The sequence below is a fragment of the Streptomyces sp. NPDC037273 genome, from assembly GCF_055603625.1.
Genome location: NZ_JBVJVO010000015.1, coordinates 196,511 through 211,597, shown reverse-complemented (window position 1 = coordinate 211,597; position 15,087 = coordinate 196,511). Strand labels below are relative to the sequence as shown.

General features: G+C 72.6%; 17 protein-coding genes. 6 read left to right on the top strand and 11 right to left on the bottom strand.

What is annotated here, in order from left to right:
* Positions 1–410 precede the first annotated feature (410 nt).
* Positions 411–614, top strand: a complete 204-nt coding sequence (locus ACZ7G1_RS31705) for a hypothetical protein (RefSeq protein ID WP_470882474.1) — start codon at positions 411–413, stop codon at positions 612–614.
* 92 nt (positions 615–706) lie between these two features.
* On the opposite strand, the gene ACZ7G1_RS31700 is transcribed toward ACZ7G1_RS31705, so the two are convergent.
* The 10 genes from ACZ7G1_RS31700 to ACZ7G1_RS31655 all read right to left on the bottom strand — a co-directional run bounded on the left by ACZ7G1_RS31700 (position 707) and on the right by ACZ7G1_RS31655 (position 9,847).
* Positions 707–1,780, bottom strand: coding sequence for a helix-turn-helix transcriptional regulator (locus ACZ7G1_RS31700; RefSeq protein ID WP_470882473.1), 1,074 nt, complete (start codon positions 1,778–1,780; stop codon positions 707–709).
* A 168-nt stretch (positions 1,781–1,948) separates the two neighbouring features.
* Positions 1,949–2,980, bottom strand: a complete 1,032-nt coding sequence (locus tag ACZ7G1_RS31695; protein WP_470882471.1) for a helix-turn-helix transcriptional regulator — start codon at positions 2,978–2,980, stop codon at positions 1,949–1,951.
* 99 nt (positions 2,981–3,079) lie between these two features.
* The gene (locus ACZ7G1_RS31690; protein WP_470882469.1) at positions 3,080–3,520 is read right to left on the bottom strand and encodes a Fur family transcriptional regulator; all 441 of its coding nucleotides are present in this window, start codon (positions 3,518–3,520) and stop codon (positions 3,080–3,082) included.
* A gap of 172 nt (positions 3,521–3,692) precedes the next feature.
* Positions 3,693–4,553 (bottom strand): SAM-dependent methyltransferase, encoded by an 861-nt coding sequence (locus ACZ7G1_RS31685; protein WP_470882467.1) that lies wholly within the window; start codon positions 4,551–4,553, stop codon positions 3,693–3,695.
* 238 nt (positions 4,554–4,791) lie between these two features.
* The gene (locus ACZ7G1_RS31680; protein WP_470882465.1) at positions 4,792–5,277 is read right to left on the bottom strand and encodes a GNAT family N-acetyltransferase; all 486 of its coding nucleotides are present in this window, start codon (positions 5,275–5,277) and stop codon (positions 4,792–4,794) included.
* Positions 5,278–5,399: 122 nt separating this feature from the next.
* On the bottom strand, positions 5,400–6,311 hold the full coding sequence (locus tag ACZ7G1_RS31675) for a M56 family metallopeptidase (protein WP_470882464.1): 912 nt from the start codon (positions 6,309–6,311) through the stop codon (positions 5,400–5,402).
* Positions 6,308–6,697 (bottom strand): BlaI/MecI/CopY family transcriptional regulator, encoded by a 390-nt coding sequence (locus tag ACZ7G1_RS31670; RefSeq protein WP_470882462.1) that lies wholly within the window; start codon positions 6,695–6,697, stop codon positions 6,308–6,310. The genes ACZ7G1_RS31675 and ACZ7G1_RS31670 overlap by 4 nt, the downstream gene beginning before the upstream one ends.
* A 137-nt stretch (positions 6,698–6,834) precedes the next feature.
* Positions 6,835–7,116: a metal-sensitive transcriptional regulator gene (locus ACZ7G1_RS31665; RefSeq protein WP_384873482.1), complete on the bottom strand. Its 282-nt coding sequence runs from the start codon at positions 7,114–7,116 to the stop codon at positions 6,835–6,837.
* A 34-nt stretch (positions 7,117–7,150) separates the two neighbouring features.
* The gene (locus tag ACZ7G1_RS31660; protein ID WP_470882459.1) at positions 7,151–9,412 is read right to left on the bottom strand and encodes a heavy metal translocating P-type ATPase; all 2,262 of its coding nucleotides are present in this window, start codon (positions 9,410–9,412) and stop codon (positions 7,151–7,153) included.
* A 147-nt stretch (positions 9,413–9,559) separates the two neighbouring features.
* Positions 9,560–9,847 carry a heavy-metal-associated domain-containing protein gene (locus tag ACZ7G1_RS31655; RefSeq protein ID WP_470882457.1) on the bottom strand — a complete coding sequence of 96 codons (288 nt, stop codon included), beginning with the start codon at positions 9,845–9,847 and terminating at the stop codon, positions 9,560–9,562.
* Between the two features lie 193 nt (positions 9,848–10,040).
* Between ACZ7G1_RS31655 and ACZ7G1_RS31650 the strand changes: the two genes are divergently transcribed.
* Positions 10,041–11,021: a hypothetical protein gene (locus tag ACZ7G1_RS31650; RefSeq protein ID WP_470882456.1), complete on the top strand. Its 981-nt coding sequence runs from the start codon at positions 10,041–10,043 to the stop codon at positions 11,019–11,021.
* A 53-nt stretch (positions 11,022–11,074) separates the two neighbouring features.
* A complete protein-coding gene (locus tag ACZ7G1_RS31645; protein ID WP_470882454.1) occupies positions 11,075–11,764 on the top strand; it encodes a copper homeostasis protein CutC in 690 nt (229 codons plus the stop codon).
* A gap of 61 nt (positions 11,765–11,825) precedes the next feature.
* On the opposite strand, the gene ACZ7G1_RS31640 is transcribed toward ACZ7G1_RS31645, so the two are convergent.
* On the bottom strand, positions 11,826–12,551 hold the full coding sequence (locus tag ACZ7G1_RS31640) for a transcriptional regulator (RefSeq protein ID WP_471204325.1): 726 nt from the start codon (positions 12,549–12,551) through the stop codon (positions 11,826–11,828).
* 46 nt (positions 12,552–12,597) lie between these two features.
* On the opposite strand from ACZ7G1_RS31640, the gene ACZ7G1_RS31635 reads away from it, so the two are divergent.
* The 3 genes from ACZ7G1_RS31635 to ACZ7G1_RS31625 all read left to right on the top strand — a co-directional run bounded on the left by ACZ7G1_RS31635 (position 12,598) and on the right by ACZ7G1_RS31625 (position 15,084).
* A complete protein-coding gene (locus ACZ7G1_RS31635; RefSeq protein WP_470882450.1) occupies positions 12,598–12,957 on the top strand; it encodes a hypothetical protein in 360 nt (119 codons plus the stop codon).
* On the top strand, positions 12,947–14,113 hold the full coding sequence (gene tgmC, locus ACZ7G1_RS31630; protein ID WP_470882448.1) for an ATP-grasp peptide maturase system methyltransferase: 1,167 nt from the start codon (positions 12,947–12,949) through the stop codon (positions 14,111–14,113). Before ACZ7G1_RS31635 ends, tgmC begins: the two co-directional genes overlap by 11 nt.
* 62 nt (positions 14,114–14,175) lie before the next feature.
* Positions 14,176–15,084, top strand: coding sequence for an aminoglycoside phosphotransferase family protein (locus tag ACZ7G1_RS31625; RefSeq protein WP_470882446.1), 909 nt, complete (start codon positions 14,176–14,178; stop codon positions 15,082–15,084).
* The last annotated feature ends 3 nt before the right edge of the window (positions 15,085–15,087 follow it).

The window sequence follows — 15,087 nt, the reverse complement described above, 5'->3', positions numbered from 1 at the left end:
CCTGCTCGGCGCGTTGCCTTTCTTTTGTGGGGGCGCGGGGGGGGGGGGGGGGGGGGGGGGGGGGGGGGGGGGGGGGGGGGTTTTTTTGGGGGGGGGGGGGGGGGGGGGGGGGGGGGGCGGGCCCCCCCCCCCCCCCCCCCCCCGGCGGCCTCCCTCTCCTGGAGGAACGAGAAGGCCGTAGCACAAGTCTAGCATCTCTTTTGGTTCGACCAAAGGTATGGCGAGCTCCGGATGCCTCAATTCCGTTGTGAGAATGGCGCATTGACGCATCCACGCCATGGCGGGTCCACGCAGCGAGTATCCCTGGATTCGTTCTCGAGGCCGGGACAGTATGGAGATGTCTTCAGGGAACGCCCGGCGGCACGGGCCCCCGGAAGGCGGAACGCACATTCCGAATCCTGGAGGAAAGCATGTCCGCGCAGAACACCGGCATCAGCAAGGCCATCCGTCAGCTCCTGGTCGCCGCCGTGGCCTGTATGGCCGTCGCGGGCGGCGCCGCCTACGCCGTCTCCCCCGACAGCGCCCCGGTCGACCCGCAGACCGTCGCCGGCGTCGCGGACGACAACGGCTGGCCGGTCGCCCCGCCGAAGCCCACCCCCAGCCCCACCAACTGAGAACAATTCCAGGGGAATTCCCCACGCATTTTCGCAACACCAGGCCCCGTGATCGCTGCCACGATCACGGGGCCTCACGCATGTCGCATTCCTCAGTCCAGCCAGCCGAGCCGCACCGCGCGCGCCCCCGCCTCGAAACGGCTCGTCGCGCCCAGTTCCTGCATCAACTCGGAAATCATCCGGCTGACCGTCCGCAGCGACACCCCGAGCGTCCGCGCGATCCGCTCGTCCTTCATTCCCGAGGCCAGCATGTGCAGCGCGGCCCGCTGCTGTTCGGACAGGCCGTCGCCGCCCGCCTCCGTGGTCGTCTCGACGCCGTACGGGGTCGCCGTGTGCCAGCAGTGCTCGTACAGGCTCAGATACGGCCGCACCAGGGCGCTGCCGCGCGCGAGGATCGCGCCCTCGCCGGGCTCGTCGGGGCGGATCGGGACCAGCGCGAACTGCTGGTCCGCGATGATCATGTTCATCGGGACGACGGGGGCGAGCCGGATCTCCACGCCCAGCTCCGCCCGCTGCCCGAGCAGCTTCTCCATGTACGGGTCGGTGGCCTCGTGCCGGCCGTAGATGGCGCGCACCCGCACCCCGTTGGCGATCTGGCGGCGGTCGCGGTCGAGCATCCGGTCCGGGTTCTGCCGGCCCGGCGTGCCCGGGTGCAGCGAAGCCGAACTCTCCTGCATCACGTCCGTGATGTCCTCGATGGCCTGCTGGATCCTGCGGTAGTCGGTCAGCGCCTCGACATGCGCCTCGGCCCGGGTCAGCGCCTCCGCCCGCAGATACGAACCCGCCAGGATCTCCAGGGTGCTGTACGCCTCGTCGGCCTCGGCCAGGTGCTCGCGCAGCCGCTCCCGCTCCCGTTCGAGCAGCCGGAGCAGCGCGATCTCGGGGTCGATCGCGGCGACCGTGTCCGTCTCGGACCGCCAGCTGCCGTCCTGCACGGCCGTGACGGTGGCGTGCGCCTGGCCCGTCGGCACGACGAGACCCAGGGAAAGGAGTTCGGCGCGACATCGCTCGTACTCCTCCGGGGCCAGGCCGAGCGCTCTGCGGACCTCCTCGAAGTCCGAGACGCCCCGGCGGCGCAGCTCCTGGTACACGGCGAGGAGGACGCCGCTCGCCCCGTCCCCGACGCCGGTCGTGCCGTCCCCGATGCCGTCGCCCCCAATGACCATGGCGAAGTGACCCCCTCATCCTCCGAGTCGCCCCGCCCTCCCCGTGTCAGGTGGCCCGGCGGGTGTCCGTCGTGCAGTGCGTGCAGCCCGTGCGGTCCGCGCGCCCCGAGTGGTCCGTCCGGCTCGCGCGGCTCGTGCGTGTGCTCCGTGCCATGTGAACTCCTCGTACTAGGCCCCGGGTTCCGACCCCTCGCCGTCGAGCAGGCCGAGCCGGGCGGCCTTGACGCCGGCCTCGAAGCGGCTGGCCGCCCCGAGCTCCTGCATCACCTCGGAGAGCAGCCGGCTGACCGTCCGCAGCGAGACGCCGAGGTTGCGGGCGATCTGCTCGTCCTTGATGCCGGAGGCCAGCATGTGCAGGGCGGCCCGCTGCTGGTCGGACAGGCCGTCGCCGCCCGCCTCGCCCGGCTCCTCGCCGTACCGCGAGGCCGCCTGCCAGCAGTACTCGTACAGAGCGAGGTAGGAGCGGACCAGGCCGGGGCCGCGGGCCAGGATGACGGGCGAGTCGGGGTCGTGCGGGTCCGTCGGCAGGAGGGCGAAGTTCTCGTCGGCGAGGACCATGTTCATCGGGACGACGGAGGAGAGCCGCAGCTCGACGCCGAGCGCCGCCCGGTCCGCCAGGTGCTGGGTCATCTCGGGAACGGTCCCGACCCGGCGGCTGTACATCGCGCGGATCCGCACCCCGCGGGCCGCCCGGGAGCGGTCCCGCTCCAGCTCGGCGGCCATCTCCTCGCGGCGCACGGAGCCGGTGTGCATCACGTGGACGGCGGTACGGACCGATTCCGTCAGGTCCGTCAGCTCGCGGCCCACCCGCTGCGGGTCGGTGACGATCTCCACCTCGACCTCGGAGCACGGGGCGGCCCCGGCCCGCAGGAACGGACCGGCGAGGGCCTCGATCGCGGTGTGCGCGCGGCTGGTGGCGGCGAGCCGGTCCTGGAGCCGGTCGCGCTCGCGCCGCAGCAGCCGGAGCAGGGCGACGTCGGGGTCGACGACGGAGGCCGGGGCGTGCGGGGCCGCGGGGTCCTCGGGGCCGGTCAGTCCTAAGGAGGAGAGTTCGCGGCGACATCGGTCCCGCTCGTCGGCGGAGAGGCCGAAACACTCCGCGACCTCGTCGAATCCGGCGTCGGGACGGGCCCGGAGCTCCTGGTACACGGCGAGAGCCTGGTCGCTGCCCACACGGGTGACGGCGGCGTTTCTGGACACGGCGCAGCAGACTCCCCTCGGATCCCACCGGACCCCTGATGAATCGCCCCGCTAGACCCTGCCACAAATTCGAACGACACGCACGGAGTTGACCGCCCCTCAGGCGGTCTCGGCGCTCGCCCGGCAGTCGGGGCACAGGCCCTTGAACACGACCTCGGCGTCGTCCACCCGCCACTGGGGCAGGGCCCGGCGGGGCGGCTCGGGCACGGTCGCGGTGACGTTCTCCACCCGGCCGCAGTTCGTGCACAGGGCGTGCTGGTGGGGCGGCCCGGAGATCTCGAAGACGGCGGGCAGGCCGGGCCGGTCGAACTTGCCGACCAGGCCGGTCTCCTGGAAGTGCCGCAGCATCTCGTACACGGCCTGGCTGGTCAGCGTCCCGAGCCGCTCGCGGGCGGCCGCGGTGATCGCCTCGACGTCGAGATGACCGCCGGCGGCGAGCACCGTGAGCACTTCGAGGCGCGGGCCCGTGACCCGCAGGCCGACGTCGCGCAGGCGCTGGATCACCGCCTCGCGGCCCGTCAGCTCTTCCACGACTGCCATCTTCTCCGCCCGCCACCTGGTCGGCTCAAACTTTTGTGGGCATCGTACCTCTTGCTCGTCAACCTGGTGAGGTGTCCGTCGGCCGTCCGGAAACCGATCCGGTCACTCGTCCGGCGTCACTGGTCCGGCGTCACTGGTCCGGCGTCACTCGTCCGGCGTCACTCGTCCGGCGTCACTCGTCCGTCCGGCACACGAGGAGCACGCTCTCCGTCCGGTCGTCGATCCGGTGCCGCCGCCGGCCCTCGATGTGCAGGCCCGCCGAGTGCAGCTCGGCCGCCAGCCGCTCGGGGTCGACGATCCACTTGTCCGTGGTCAGCACCACCCGCTCGGTGGACAGCTTGCCGGTGCGGGCCGCGTAGTACGTGATCCGCTCGCTCATCGACGGCAGGTCGAAGACCTGCCGCGCCACCACCCACTCGTCGATCCCGTCGAACCGCGGCACCTGGAACGCCCAGGTCCGCTGCGGCTCCGCGATCAGCCCCGGCAGCCGGTGCGCCGTGTAGTCGAGGGCGAGCGCCCCGCCCGTCTCCAGATGGGCCGCGACCTCGCGGAGCAGCCCGGGCCGCCGGGCCGGCGGTACGGCCGAGACCATCGCGCCCGCGAGGAGCGCGAGCCGGTAGCTGCCGTCGAGCCGCAGTTCGGCGAGGTCCGCCCGGTGCGTGACGACGAGGCCGGCGACCTGTGGGCCGATCCGGTGCGCCCAGCTTTCGAGGCGCTCCAGTGCGGAGGCGTCCCGGTCCACGGCTTCCACGGCGAATCCGTGGCGGGCGAACGGGACGGCGAGCCGCCCGGCGCCGGAGCCGAGGTCGAGGACGGGTCCGCCGGTGGAGCGGGCGAGGCTGAGGTACCGGACGATGTCCGCGCTGTGCGGGCCGAGCAGGGCGTCGTGCAGCCACACGGAGTTCTCGTCGGCCGGTGCGACCGATTCGAGTCCGGGCAGGGTGTCCGCGGTGACCCGCACCCCCGCCCCCGGCGCGGGCTCCGTCACCCGGCCGTATCGGGACGGCAGGACCGGTGCGAGCGCTGCGGGCACGACGGGCAGGGAAGTGCCGCTCGGTGTGTGCATCCGCTCCTCCAGGGGCTCGCTCGGTCCGTGCCGTCCGGACGAGGTACCCGTGCCGCCGGGACCGCGCCGCTGCACCCATCGTGACCTGGCGAACGACCCCCGATCCACCGGATCGGGCTGCGTGAACACGCGATGGCGTGGATCTGCCACGGCCCGCGGGGATCCTCGGCGGATCCTCGGGGGGATCTCCGCCGGGGCGGGAGCGTCAGCCCAGGTGCCGGCTCAGGCGGGCCGGGTCCTCAAGCGGCGCGAAGCCCTGGTGGGCGTAGAAGGGGAGGGCGGGGTCGGTGTCGACGGGGAGCTTCACGCGCTGCTCGCGGGCGTCGTAGGCGCGCATGCGGTCGGTGGCGGCGGCGAGCAGGGCCGTACCGACTCCGGTGCGGCGCGAGCCGGGGGCGACCGCGAGGGCGTAGACCTCGCCCTCGCCCGGTACGGGGACGCCGCCGGCGGCCACGCCGACGACCGTGCCCGCGGTGTCGGTGGCGACGAGCCAGCCGAGCCATCCGGGCGCGCCTCCCGGTATTTCAATTTCCGCGCGGATGCGGGGGAGTGCGCATTGGGCCGAGATCAGCCGCCGCATCGGGATTTCGTCCAGTATTCCGGCGTAGCTGCTCCGGATGATGTCGGCAAGCAGTCTGGATATCGTCGTCGCGTCGCCGGCCGCTGCCGTGCGAACGCCAGCGATCTGCATTGGTTGTGCACCCTTCGACGTATCGAGTCCGAGCCCCAACGTACCCACGATAGCGGTGAATTCGGGTGCTCGTGACCGATGCGAAATCTACGAATTCGCTTAGTAAATAGTGGCGTTCGCCATTACGGGGGGAATGAGCAGCAGGCGAAGACCAGAGGCGCCATCGCGAGGGCCGCCGAAGCGATCGTGAACAGGCCGCGGAGCACGGGGTGTCCGGCGCTGTACGGGGTGAGGATGCGCCGCATCCGCAGCGCCGCAGAAGGGCCGCCCGCGGCGAACGCGGACCGCGGGGCCCGTCCCGAGGCCAGCGCGTACAGCGCGGTCGCCAGCGCGTCCCGGGTGCACCGCCGCAAGGCCCGGTCGTCCGCGGCCATTTCGAGCAGCAGCGGTACGGCGCTGCCCCCGCCGCGGGCCAGCGGGAGGCGCGGCAGGACCGCCGCGAAGGCCTCCGACGCGGTGACGAGGAGGTGGTGGCGGCCGGTGATGTGCGCCCGCTCGTGCGCGAGGGCCGCGGCGAGCTGCGCGGGGGTCAGGGTGTCGACCGCGCCCGAGGAGACGACGACCCGGCGCGAGCGGCCCGGCAGGCAGTAGACCGCGGGCCGTTCGTCGTCGAGGACGGTGGCGCGCAGCTCGGGGTCGTACCGGCCGACGAGCCGCAGCACCCCCGCGTGCCGCACCCGGATGCGGCGGGCCCGGGCGAGCCGGCGGGCGAAGGCGAGGGTGGGCACCGAGAGGACGGCGAGGAAGAGCGCGAGGGCGAGCAGCTCGCGGCCTTCGAGGGCGAACAGCTGCGCGGGGGTGGGGAGTCGGAGAGTGAGCGCCATGTCGGTGAGGCGGTGACTGCTGGCGTTCGGCAGCACGAGCTGGGCCGGGACCAGGGCGCTCGCGCCGGTGAAGACGGCGCCGCAGGCGGCCCAGACGGTGAGCGCGAGCCGGGGCACCTGCTGGGCCCAGCGGGCCCGGGCGACCAGCCACGGGACGACGAAGCCGGTCAGGAGCACGAGCCCGAGCGGCACCAGGACGTGGTGGCTCACGCGGGGCCCCCGGCCGGTTCGCCGCCCGTGCCGCCGCGCGCGGCGCGCAGGGCCGCGTCCAGGGCCTCCATGTCCTCGTCCGAGATGACCTCGACGAACCGGAGCAGGGCGGCCGGGCGGTCCTGGCTGTCGCCGAGGGCGTCCCGCATCAGTCCCGCCGTGTACTCCTCGCGGCCGCGGACCGGCTCGTACAGCCAGGCCCGCCCGGCCTTCTCGCGGCGGAGCCAGCCCTTGCGGTGCAGTATGTCCGCGACGGTCATCACCGTCGTATAGGCGACCCGGCGGCCCCGGTTGATGTCGTCGACGACCTCGCGGACCGTCGCGGGCCGCTGCCACGCCCACAACCGGTCCATGATCTCGGCCTCCAGCTCTCCCAGCCGGCGCACGTGGCTCCCCCTCCTGCCATGGGCGGCTCATCGTACGGGCCGCCGACACCGCTCAGGTATACCCCCCAGGGGTACGGTGACGGGAACCCCCCTCGCGAACAAGGGGGGTTCCCGTCACCGTCCCGACCGTCTTCCCGTCACGTCCTGATGAGCCGGGCGATGGCCTTCGAGGCCTCGCCCACCTTGGCCTTCGCCTGGTCCCCGCCCTGGGCGATGGCCTCCGTGACGCAGCAGCTCAGGTGCTCGTCCAGGAGGGCCACCGCGCAGGACTGGAGGGCCGCGTTGATGGCGGAGACCTGGGTGAGGACGTCGATGCAGTAGACGTCCTCGTCGACCATCCGCTGCACCCCCCTGACCTGGCCCTCGATGCGGCGCAGGCGTCTGATGATGTCTTCCTTGTGCTGTCCGTAACCGGCCACGACGGGCTCCTCGGGGTTCAGGGATTCACAGGGGTCAGCGGTCGGCGGCCTGGAAGCCCCGCAGGCGGAGGCTGTTGCCGACCACGAAGACCGAGGAGAAGGCCATGGCCGCGCCCGCGATCATCGGGTTGAGCAGTCCGGCCGCGGCGAGCGGCAGGGCGGCCACGTTGTAGGCGAAGGCCCAGAAGAGGTTCGAGCGGATCGTGCCGAGGGTCTTGCGGGAGAGCCGGATGGCGTCGGCCGCTGCCCGCAGGTCTCCCCGTACGAGGGTCAGGTCGCCGGCCTCGATCGCGGCGTCCGTCCCGGTGCCCATCGCCAGGCCCAGGTCGGCCTGGGCGAGCGCGGCGGCGTCGTTGACGCCGTCGCCGACCATGGCGACCGAACGGCCCTCCGCCTGGAGCCTCTTGACGACGTCGACCTTGTCCTGCGGCATGACCTCCGCGATGACCTCGTCGATGCCGACCTCGGCGGCGACGGCCTCGGCGACCGCCTTGTTGTCGCCGGTGAGCAGGATCGGGGTGAGGCCGAGGGCGCGCAGCCGCCGGATGGCCTCGGGGCTGGTCTCCTTCACCGCGTCGGCGACTTCGAGGACCGCGCGGGCCTCGCCGTCCCAGGCGACCGCGATGGCGGTCTTCCCGGCCTTCTCGGCCGCGTCCTTGGCGGACTTGAGCGCCGCCGGGAGCTCCATGGCCCACTCTTCGAGCAGCTTCTCGCGGCCCACGAGGACGGCGTGGCCGTCGACGACGCCCTGCACGCCGAGCCCGGGGATGTTGGCGAAGTCCTCGGGGGTGGGCAGGGTGCCGACCCTGGCGGCGGCGCCGGTCGCGACGGCCTGGGCGATCGGGTGCTCCGAGGAGTGCTCCAGGGCGCCGGCCAGGCGCAGGACGTCGCTCTCGTCGGTGCCTTCGGCGGTGTGGACCTTGATGAGGGTCATGCGGCCGGTGGTGACGGTGCCGGTCTTGTCCAGGACGATCGTGTCGACCTTGCGGGTGGTCTCCAGGACCTCCGGGCCCTTGATCAGGATGCCGAGCTGGGCGCCGCGGCCGGTGCCGACCATGAGGGCGGTCGGGGTGGCCAGGCCGAGGGCGCAGGGGCAGGCGATGATCAGCACGGCGACGGCGGCCGTGAAGGCGGCGGTGAGCCCCTGTCCCGTACCCAGCCAGAAGCCGAGCGTGCCGAGGGCGAGCGCGATGACGACCGGCACGAAGACGGCCGAGATCTTGTCGGCGAGGCGCTGGGCGGCCGCCTTGCCGTTCTGGGCGTCCTCGACGAGCTTCGCCATCCGGGCGAGCTGGGTGTCGGAGCCGACGCGGGTCGCCTCGACGACCAGCCGCCCGCCGGCGTTCAGGGTGGCGCCGGTGACGGAGTCGCCGACGGAGACCTCGACCGGCACGGACTCGCCGGTCAGCATGGACGCGTCGACCGCCGACGAACCCTCGACGACGGTGCCGTCGGTGGCGATCTTCTCGCCCGGGCGGACCAGGAAGCGGTCCCCGACCTGGAGTTCGGCGGTGGGCACGGTGACTTCCCGACCACCCTTGAGGACGGTCACCTCCTTCGCGCCCAGCTGCATCAGCGCCTTGAGCGCCGCGCCCGCCTTCCGCTTCGACCGGGCCTCGAAGTAGCGGCCCGCCAGGATGAAGGCGGTGACGCCGGCCGCGGCCTCCAGGTAGATGTTCCCGGCGCCGTCGGTGCGGGCGATCGTGAACTCGAAGGGGTGCGTCATCCCCGGCGTGCCGGCGGTGCCGAAGAACAGCGCCCACAGCGACCAGAGGAACGCGGCGATCGTGCCGACCGAGATCAGCGTGTCCATGGTGGCCGCGCCGTGCTTCGCGTTGGTCCAGGCGGCCTTGTGGAAGGGCCAGGCGGCGTAGACGACGACCGGCGCGGCGAGCGTGAGGCTCAGCCACTGCCAGTACTCGAACTGGAACGCCGGGACCATCGCCATCAGGATCGTCGGCACCGCGAGCGCGACGGCCGTGACCAGCCGCTGCTTCAGCGGCCGCAGCTCCGCGTCCGCGATCTCCTCGTCGGAGGGGCCGCCGCTGCCGTCGTCGCTCTTCGGGGGAGCGGGCTCCTCGGCGGTGTAGCCGGTGGCCTCGACGGTGGCGATCAGGGCGGCGACGTCGATGTCGGCGTCGAACGTGACCTTCGCCTTCTCCGTCGCGTAGTTGACGGTGGCCTCGACCCCGTCCATCCGGTTCAGCTTCTTCTCGATACGGGCCGCGCACGAGGCGCAGGTCATGCCGCCGATGGCGAGCTCGACCTGGGCGGTGCCCGGAGTGGTCGTTGTCATGAGTACTGCTCCTCGTGAGTGCGGGGTCGGGGGCCGGGACCCGGGCGTGGTGGGCGGGTCCCGGCGGCCGGGGTGGTGCGGCGGTGGCGTGGCCGACCGGGTCGTGCGGGTCCGGTCAGGTGCGGCGGACCGGTGGCGCGGCGTCGGTCAGGCGCGGCCGGTGAGCTCGTAGCCGGCGTCGTCGACGGCGGCGGTGATCGCGGCGTCGTCGGGCTCGCCGCCGGTGGTGACGGTGACGAGGCCGCCGGCGACGTCGACGTCGACCGAGAGGACGCCGTCCAGCGCGCTGACGGACTTGGTGATGGCGGACTTGCAGTGGCCGCAGGTCATGCCCGAGACCGCGTAGACGGTGACGGTGCTCTCGGCGATGGCCACGGCGGTGGTGCCGTCGTTGCCGGTGGAGCAGCTGTTGTCGGGGGTGCAGCAGGAACCCATGGTGTCCTCCGTCGATCAGGGTCACTGGATACCCTTGGGGGGTATCCCTTCGTCGGCTCCATGTATACCCCCCCATGGTATCCGGCGCAAGTGTCGAACCGACTTGACTTGATACCCCCCAGGGGTATGGTGAAGTGCATCGAACGGCCAGCACGGGCCCTCACCGGCCCCACCCACGCACGGGAGAGCAGTCATGAACACCGGAGTGAAGATCACTGCCTTTGCCGCCGCGCTCGCCGCGACCTTCGGGACCGCGTACGGGGTAGGCAAGGGGGTCGGGCCCGTCGACGAACCGCAGAAGGCCGGCCACGGCGAGCACGCCGCCGCCCCCACGCCCTCGAAGAGCCCCGCGGCCGGCGGCCACGCGGGCCACGAGGAAGGCGCCACCACCGGCACCGCCACCGCCGCGGACCTCCCCGGCGGCCTCCAGGTCTCCCAGGACGGCTACACGCTCGCCCTGGAGACCCCCACCCCCGCCGCGGGCCGCAGCGTCCTGAAGTTCTCCATCAAGGACGCCGCCGGGAAGAAGGTCACCGCCTTCACCACCGAGCACGGCAAGGAACTGCACTTCATCGTCGCCTCACGCGACCTCAACACCTTCCGCCACCTCCACCCCGTCAAGGCCGCCGACGGCACCTGGTCCGTCGACGCCGACCTCCCCGCCGCCGGCGGCTACAAGGCCTTCGCCGACTTCAAGCCCGCCACGCCCGGCGCCAAGGCCGTCACCCTCGGCGCCGACCTCGCCGTCGCGGGGACGTACACCCCCCGGCCGCTGCCCGCCGCCGCCCCGACCGCGACCGTCGACGGCTACCAGGTCCGGCTCGGCGGCACCCTCGACCCCGGCAAGGCCGGCGAGCTCCGCCTCACCGTCACCAAGGCCGGCAAGCCGGTCACCGACCTCCAGCCCTACCTCGGCGCCTACGGACACCTCGTCGCCCTCCGCGCCGGCGACCTCGCCTACCTCCACGTACACCCGAACGAGGGTGGCCCCGGCCCCGACGTCTCCTTCACGGCCACCGCCCCCAGCCCCGGCACGTACCGTCTCTTCCTGGACTTCCAACACCAGGGCAAGGTCCGCACCGCCGCCTTCACGGTCACCACCGGAGCCGGAAAGACCGCTGTTCCCGCAGCTGGTGAGGCCACGCACGGTGCGGCGGGCCACGCGCACGGCTAGTCTGGTCATTGGACTAGACCTATTAGCCGTCATTCATGGAGGAATGGGCCGCGATGATCAACCGTGCAGTCCTTGAGGTGATCGCCCTCGACGAGGAAGACGCGGTCGCCGCCCAGGCCGGCGGCGCCGACCGGCTCGAACTCGTCACCGACATGGCGGCGGACGGGCTCACCCCGTCCACGGCGGCGTTCACCGCGATCCGCGCCGCCGTCGACATCCCGCTGCGCGTGATGCTCCGCCTCGCCGACGGCTTCGCCGCCGGTGACGTCGACGCCCTCGTCGCCCGCGCCCACGAACTGCGCGCCGCCGGCGCCGACGAGTTCGTCCTCGGCTTCCTCACCCCCGACGGCGCACCCGACCTCGTCGCCGTCGAACGGCTCATCGCCGTCCTCGACGGCGCCCGCTGGACCTTCCACCGCGCCATCGACCGCGCCGCCGACCGCGACGGCCTCCGCAAACGCCTCGCCGACCTCCCCGGCCTCGACACCTACCTCACCGCCGGCTCCGCCACCGGCGTCGACGACGGCCTCCCCACCCTCGTCGCCGAAGCCGCCCGCACCGGCGAACCCGGCTACGAACCCCAGATCCTCGTCGGCGGCGGCCTCCGCCTCGACCACCTCCCCCACCTCCGCTCCGCCGGCCTCACCGCCTTCCACATCGGCGGCGCCGCCCGCCCCCACGGCTGGACCTCCCCCGTCTCCCCCGAAGCCGTACGGACGTGGCGCGAGGCACTGGACGCGTAGAGCTTGGTAGGAGGGGTCACCGCCGACGGCGGTCCGCCTGCCGCGCGGCCCCTCCACCACGTCACGCCTGCAGCAAGGGGCGACCGCGCTCGAAGACCTCTCTCGCGTGGGCGTTGCCGAGGTGCGGGCGCAGGAGAGACAGCATGTTCCGGACCCGGTCGTCGCAGCGGCCGGACCGGACGTGCGGGTAGTCGTCCAGGACGCGGTGCCACTCGACGCACGCTTCGTCCAGCCGTCCCACGGCCAGCTTCCGCTCCGCGAGCATCGCGTTGTACCGGACCCGCGTGCGGCGGTACACGGGTTCACGCAGCCGGTCCGCCAGCTCCAGCGACGCGATCGCCCCTGCGACGTCACCGAGCTCACCACGCACCTGCCCCGCGTGATAGTTCAGCGCCGACGGGTCGTACGACCCGAACGCCTTCGCGCTCGACTCCGCCTTCTCCATCGCAGACTCGGCCTCCCTGAGGCGCATCAGCGCCCCCGCACGATCCCCGGTCCGCGCCGTGGCATGGGCCTGCTGCCCCGCCAGGAACGCGCGCATCCTCGGCCCTGCCTGCGGGGACGCCGCAGCCGCCGCGTCCGCGAGACGCAGGGCGAGAGGGCCGTGGCCGAGATCGACGGCCTGCACGCTCATGCCCCGCAGAGTGGTGCAGTACGTCAGGTGGTCGCCCGCCGCACCCGCCAGTTCGAGCGCCTTGGTGTAGTACGCCTGGGCCAGCCCGTCCTGACGCTCGTCCATCGCCATGTATCCGGTCAGATAGCAGTGGTCCGCCGCGGCCGAGCACAAGGCCCGTCTCACCTCGTCCGAAGCCGTCGCCCTCAGCGCGGGAACGATGGTGTTCACCAGGAAGGCCGCCGCCATGGGCCGGGCCATCCGGCCGCCGAACCTGTCGTCGAGATCCACACGCATCGACACGGACGGAGACCACCTCGACTGGCGGCAGGACCAACGCCTGATCACCTGCTCCCCGCTCCAGGTGCCGGCTGCCGTCGGCGACGCCGTCCGTGCCTACCTTCACGCGTTCGGACTCACCTTCGCAGCTTTCGACTTCGCACTCGATGGTGAGGGCCGATGGTGGTTCCTGGAGTGCAACCCGAACGGGCAATGGGCCTTCGTCGACGAGGACACGAGCCGCGCCATCGCGAGCGCGCTGGCGACCACTCTCCAGAAGGGGACCACGCATGACCGCTGACATCGCCGATACCGCCGCGAGCCTGCGCCGCCGGATGGCCGAACAGCTCGTCGCCGACGGCTTGTTGCGCACGGCGGACGTGCGCCGCGCCGCCGAGACCGTCCCCCGCGAGACCTTCCTCGGGTCGGCCGTCTACACGGCGAGTGAGCCCCCGGGCGTCACGGTCTGGAGCCCGGTGCGCCGCGAGGACCTCCCCGTCGGTGAGTGGCTTCGGCTCGCCTACGAGAACACCACGTGGGTGACGCAACTCGACGGGGTCCTCGCCGAACACGCGGGCCCCGGGCCGGTCACCGGAGGCACGCCGACCTCGTCGTCGACCCTCCCCGGGCTCATCCTGTGGATGATCGAGGAGAGCGGAGTCGCCGCGGGGAAGGACGTGCTGATCGTCGGAGCGGGTACCGGTTACTCGACGGCGTGTGTCTGCGAGATCGCCGGCGAGGAGCACACGACCGCGATCGAGACCGACCGGGACGCCGCGGAGCGCGCGCGGAAGGGCCTCGCCGAGGCCGGTTACGGTCCGGCGCTCATCACGGGCGACGGACTGCGGGGGCACGCCGAGAGCGCCCCGTACGACGTCGTGCTCGCCTTCTGTTCGATGCGACACGTCCCGTACGGGCTGCTGCGGCAGGTCAAGGAGGGGGGAACGCTGCTCGTGACGCTGGCGGGCTGGGGGTTCGGCCACGGGCTCGTGCTCCTGACCGCCGACGGCGACGGTGGTGCGACAGGCCGCTTCCTGCCCGGGTACACCTCGTTCATGATGGCGCGTCCCCACGAGCGCCCCCCGCACGGGCCTGTCGAGCTGCTGCCGGGTGACGAGCGCCCGAGCCGTATCGACCCCACTCTGCTCGACGAATGGTCGGGCAGGTTCGTGGCGCAGCTCGCCGCGCCGTCGGCCGAACGGCTCGGGGCGGGAGACGAGCAGATCCTGCTCGACGTGGCCACGGGGTCCCAGGCCCGAACCCGCCCCGTCGGCGGCGGCTGGACCGTGACCCAGCGCGGTCCGCTCAGGCTGTGGGACGCCATCGAGGAAGCCGTCGAGACCTGGCGGCGTCACGGCTCACCGCATCTGTCGGAGTTCGGCATGACGATCACACGGGACGCCCAACGCGTATGGCTGGGTGCCGCCGATGGACCGAGCTGGACGCTGCCCGTCTAGGCCGTCCCGGGCACGCGAATATCGCTGGCCCGGTGTCTGCGCAGCTGGTTAGCCTCCGCGCCATGGCAGCCACCAAGATGCATCCCGATGAAATCGACATCGACAGCGCGCTCGTCGAACGGCTCGTGGCCCGGAGGTTTCCGGAGTGGGCGGGGCTGGAGGTGCGGAGGGTCGAGTCGGCGGGGACGGACAATGCGATGTTCAGGCTGGGGGACGGGCTGGTGGTGAGGTTGCCGCGGGTGCCGTACGCGGCGGGGCAGGTGGAGAAGGAGCAGCGGTGGTTGCCGGTGTTGGCGCCGGGGTTGCCGTTGGAGGTTCCGGTGCCGGTGGGGCGGGCGGAGGCGGGGGAGGGGTTTCCGCTGCCGTGGTCGGTGTACCGGTGGTTGGAGGGGCGGGACGCCTTCGAGGCGCCGGTGGACGATCTGGCGCACGCGGCCGTGGAGTTGGGGCGGTTCGGGAAGGCGCTGCGGGGGGTCGGGGCGAGTGGGGGGCCTGTGTCGTTCCGGGGTGGGCATGTCGGTGAGTGGGAGGAGGGGCAGCTGCCCGGGGCCGTACGGGATCTCGCGGAGGACGGGGTTGTGGACGGTGAACTCGCGCTGGCGGCTTGGGAGTCGGTGGGGCGGCTGCCGCAGTGGGAGGGGGAGCCGGTGTGGGTGCACGCCGATCTGCTGCCGGGGAATCTGCTGACGCGGGAAGGGCGGTTGAGTGCCGTCATCGATTTCGGGGGGTTGGGGGTCGGTGATCCGGCCTGCGACATGATGCCGGCGTGGAGTCTGCTGACCGCCGGGACGCGGGAGTTGTTCCGGGAGGCGTCCGGGGTCGATGACGCGACCTGGGCGCGGGGGCGGGGCTGGGCGCTGGCGTGGGGTCTGGTGACGGAGCACTACTACCGGGTGACGAATCCGGTGCTCGCGGAGGTGGCGCGGCGGACGCGTACGGAGGCGTTGGAGGAGTACGCGGCCGGGGTGTGAGAC

What these genes read in the sequence shown, in the direction of transcription:
- ACZ7G1_RS31680 (WP_470882465.1), bottom strand. Translation starts at nt 5,277, where the DNA reads ATGCAGATCGCTGGCGTTCGCACGGCAGCGGCCGGCGACGCGACGACG.
- ACZ7G1_RS31705 (WP_470882474.1), top strand. Translation starts at nt 411, where the DNA reads ATGTCCGCGCAGAACACCGGCATCAGCAAGGCCATCCGTCAGCTCCTG.
- ACZ7G1_RS31660 (WP_470882459.1), bottom strand. Translation starts at nt 9,412, where the DNA reads ATGACAACGACCACTCCGGGCACCGCCCAGGTCGAGCTCGCCATCGGC.
- ACZ7G1_RS31700 (WP_470882473.1), bottom strand. Translation starts at nt 1,780, where the DNA reads ATGGTCATTGGGGGCGACGGCATCGGGGACGGCACGACCGGCGTCGGG.
- tgmC (WP_470882448.1), top strand. Translation starts at nt 12,947, where the DNA reads ATGACCGCTGACATCGCCGATACCGCCGCGAGCCTGCGCCGCCGGATG.
- ACZ7G1_RS31650 (WP_470882456.1), top strand. Translation starts at nt 10,041, where the DNA reads ATGAACACCGGAGTGAAGATCACTGCCTTTGCCGCCGCGCTCGCCGCG.
- ACZ7G1_RS31645 (WP_470882454.1), top strand. Translation starts at nt 11,075, where the DNA reads ATGATCAACCGTGCAGTCCTTGAGGTGATCGCCCTCGACGAGGAAGAC.
- ACZ7G1_RS31625 (WP_470882446.1), top strand. Translation starts at nt 14,176, where the DNA reads ATGGCAGCCACCAAGATGCATCCCGATGAAATCGACATCGACAGCGCG.
- ACZ7G1_RS31635 (WP_470882450.1), top strand. Translation starts at nt 12,598, where the DNA reads ATGGTGTTCACCAGGAAGGCCGCCGCCATGGGCCGGGCCATCCGGCCG.
- ACZ7G1_RS31655 (WP_470882457.1), bottom strand. Translation starts at nt 9,847, where the DNA reads ATGGGTTCCTGCTGCACCCCCGACAACAGCTGCTCCACCGGCAACGAC.
- ACZ7G1_RS31690 (WP_470882469.1), bottom strand. Translation starts at nt 3,520, where the DNA reads ATGGCAGTCGTGGAAGAGCTGACGGGCCGCGAGGCGGTGATCCAGCGC.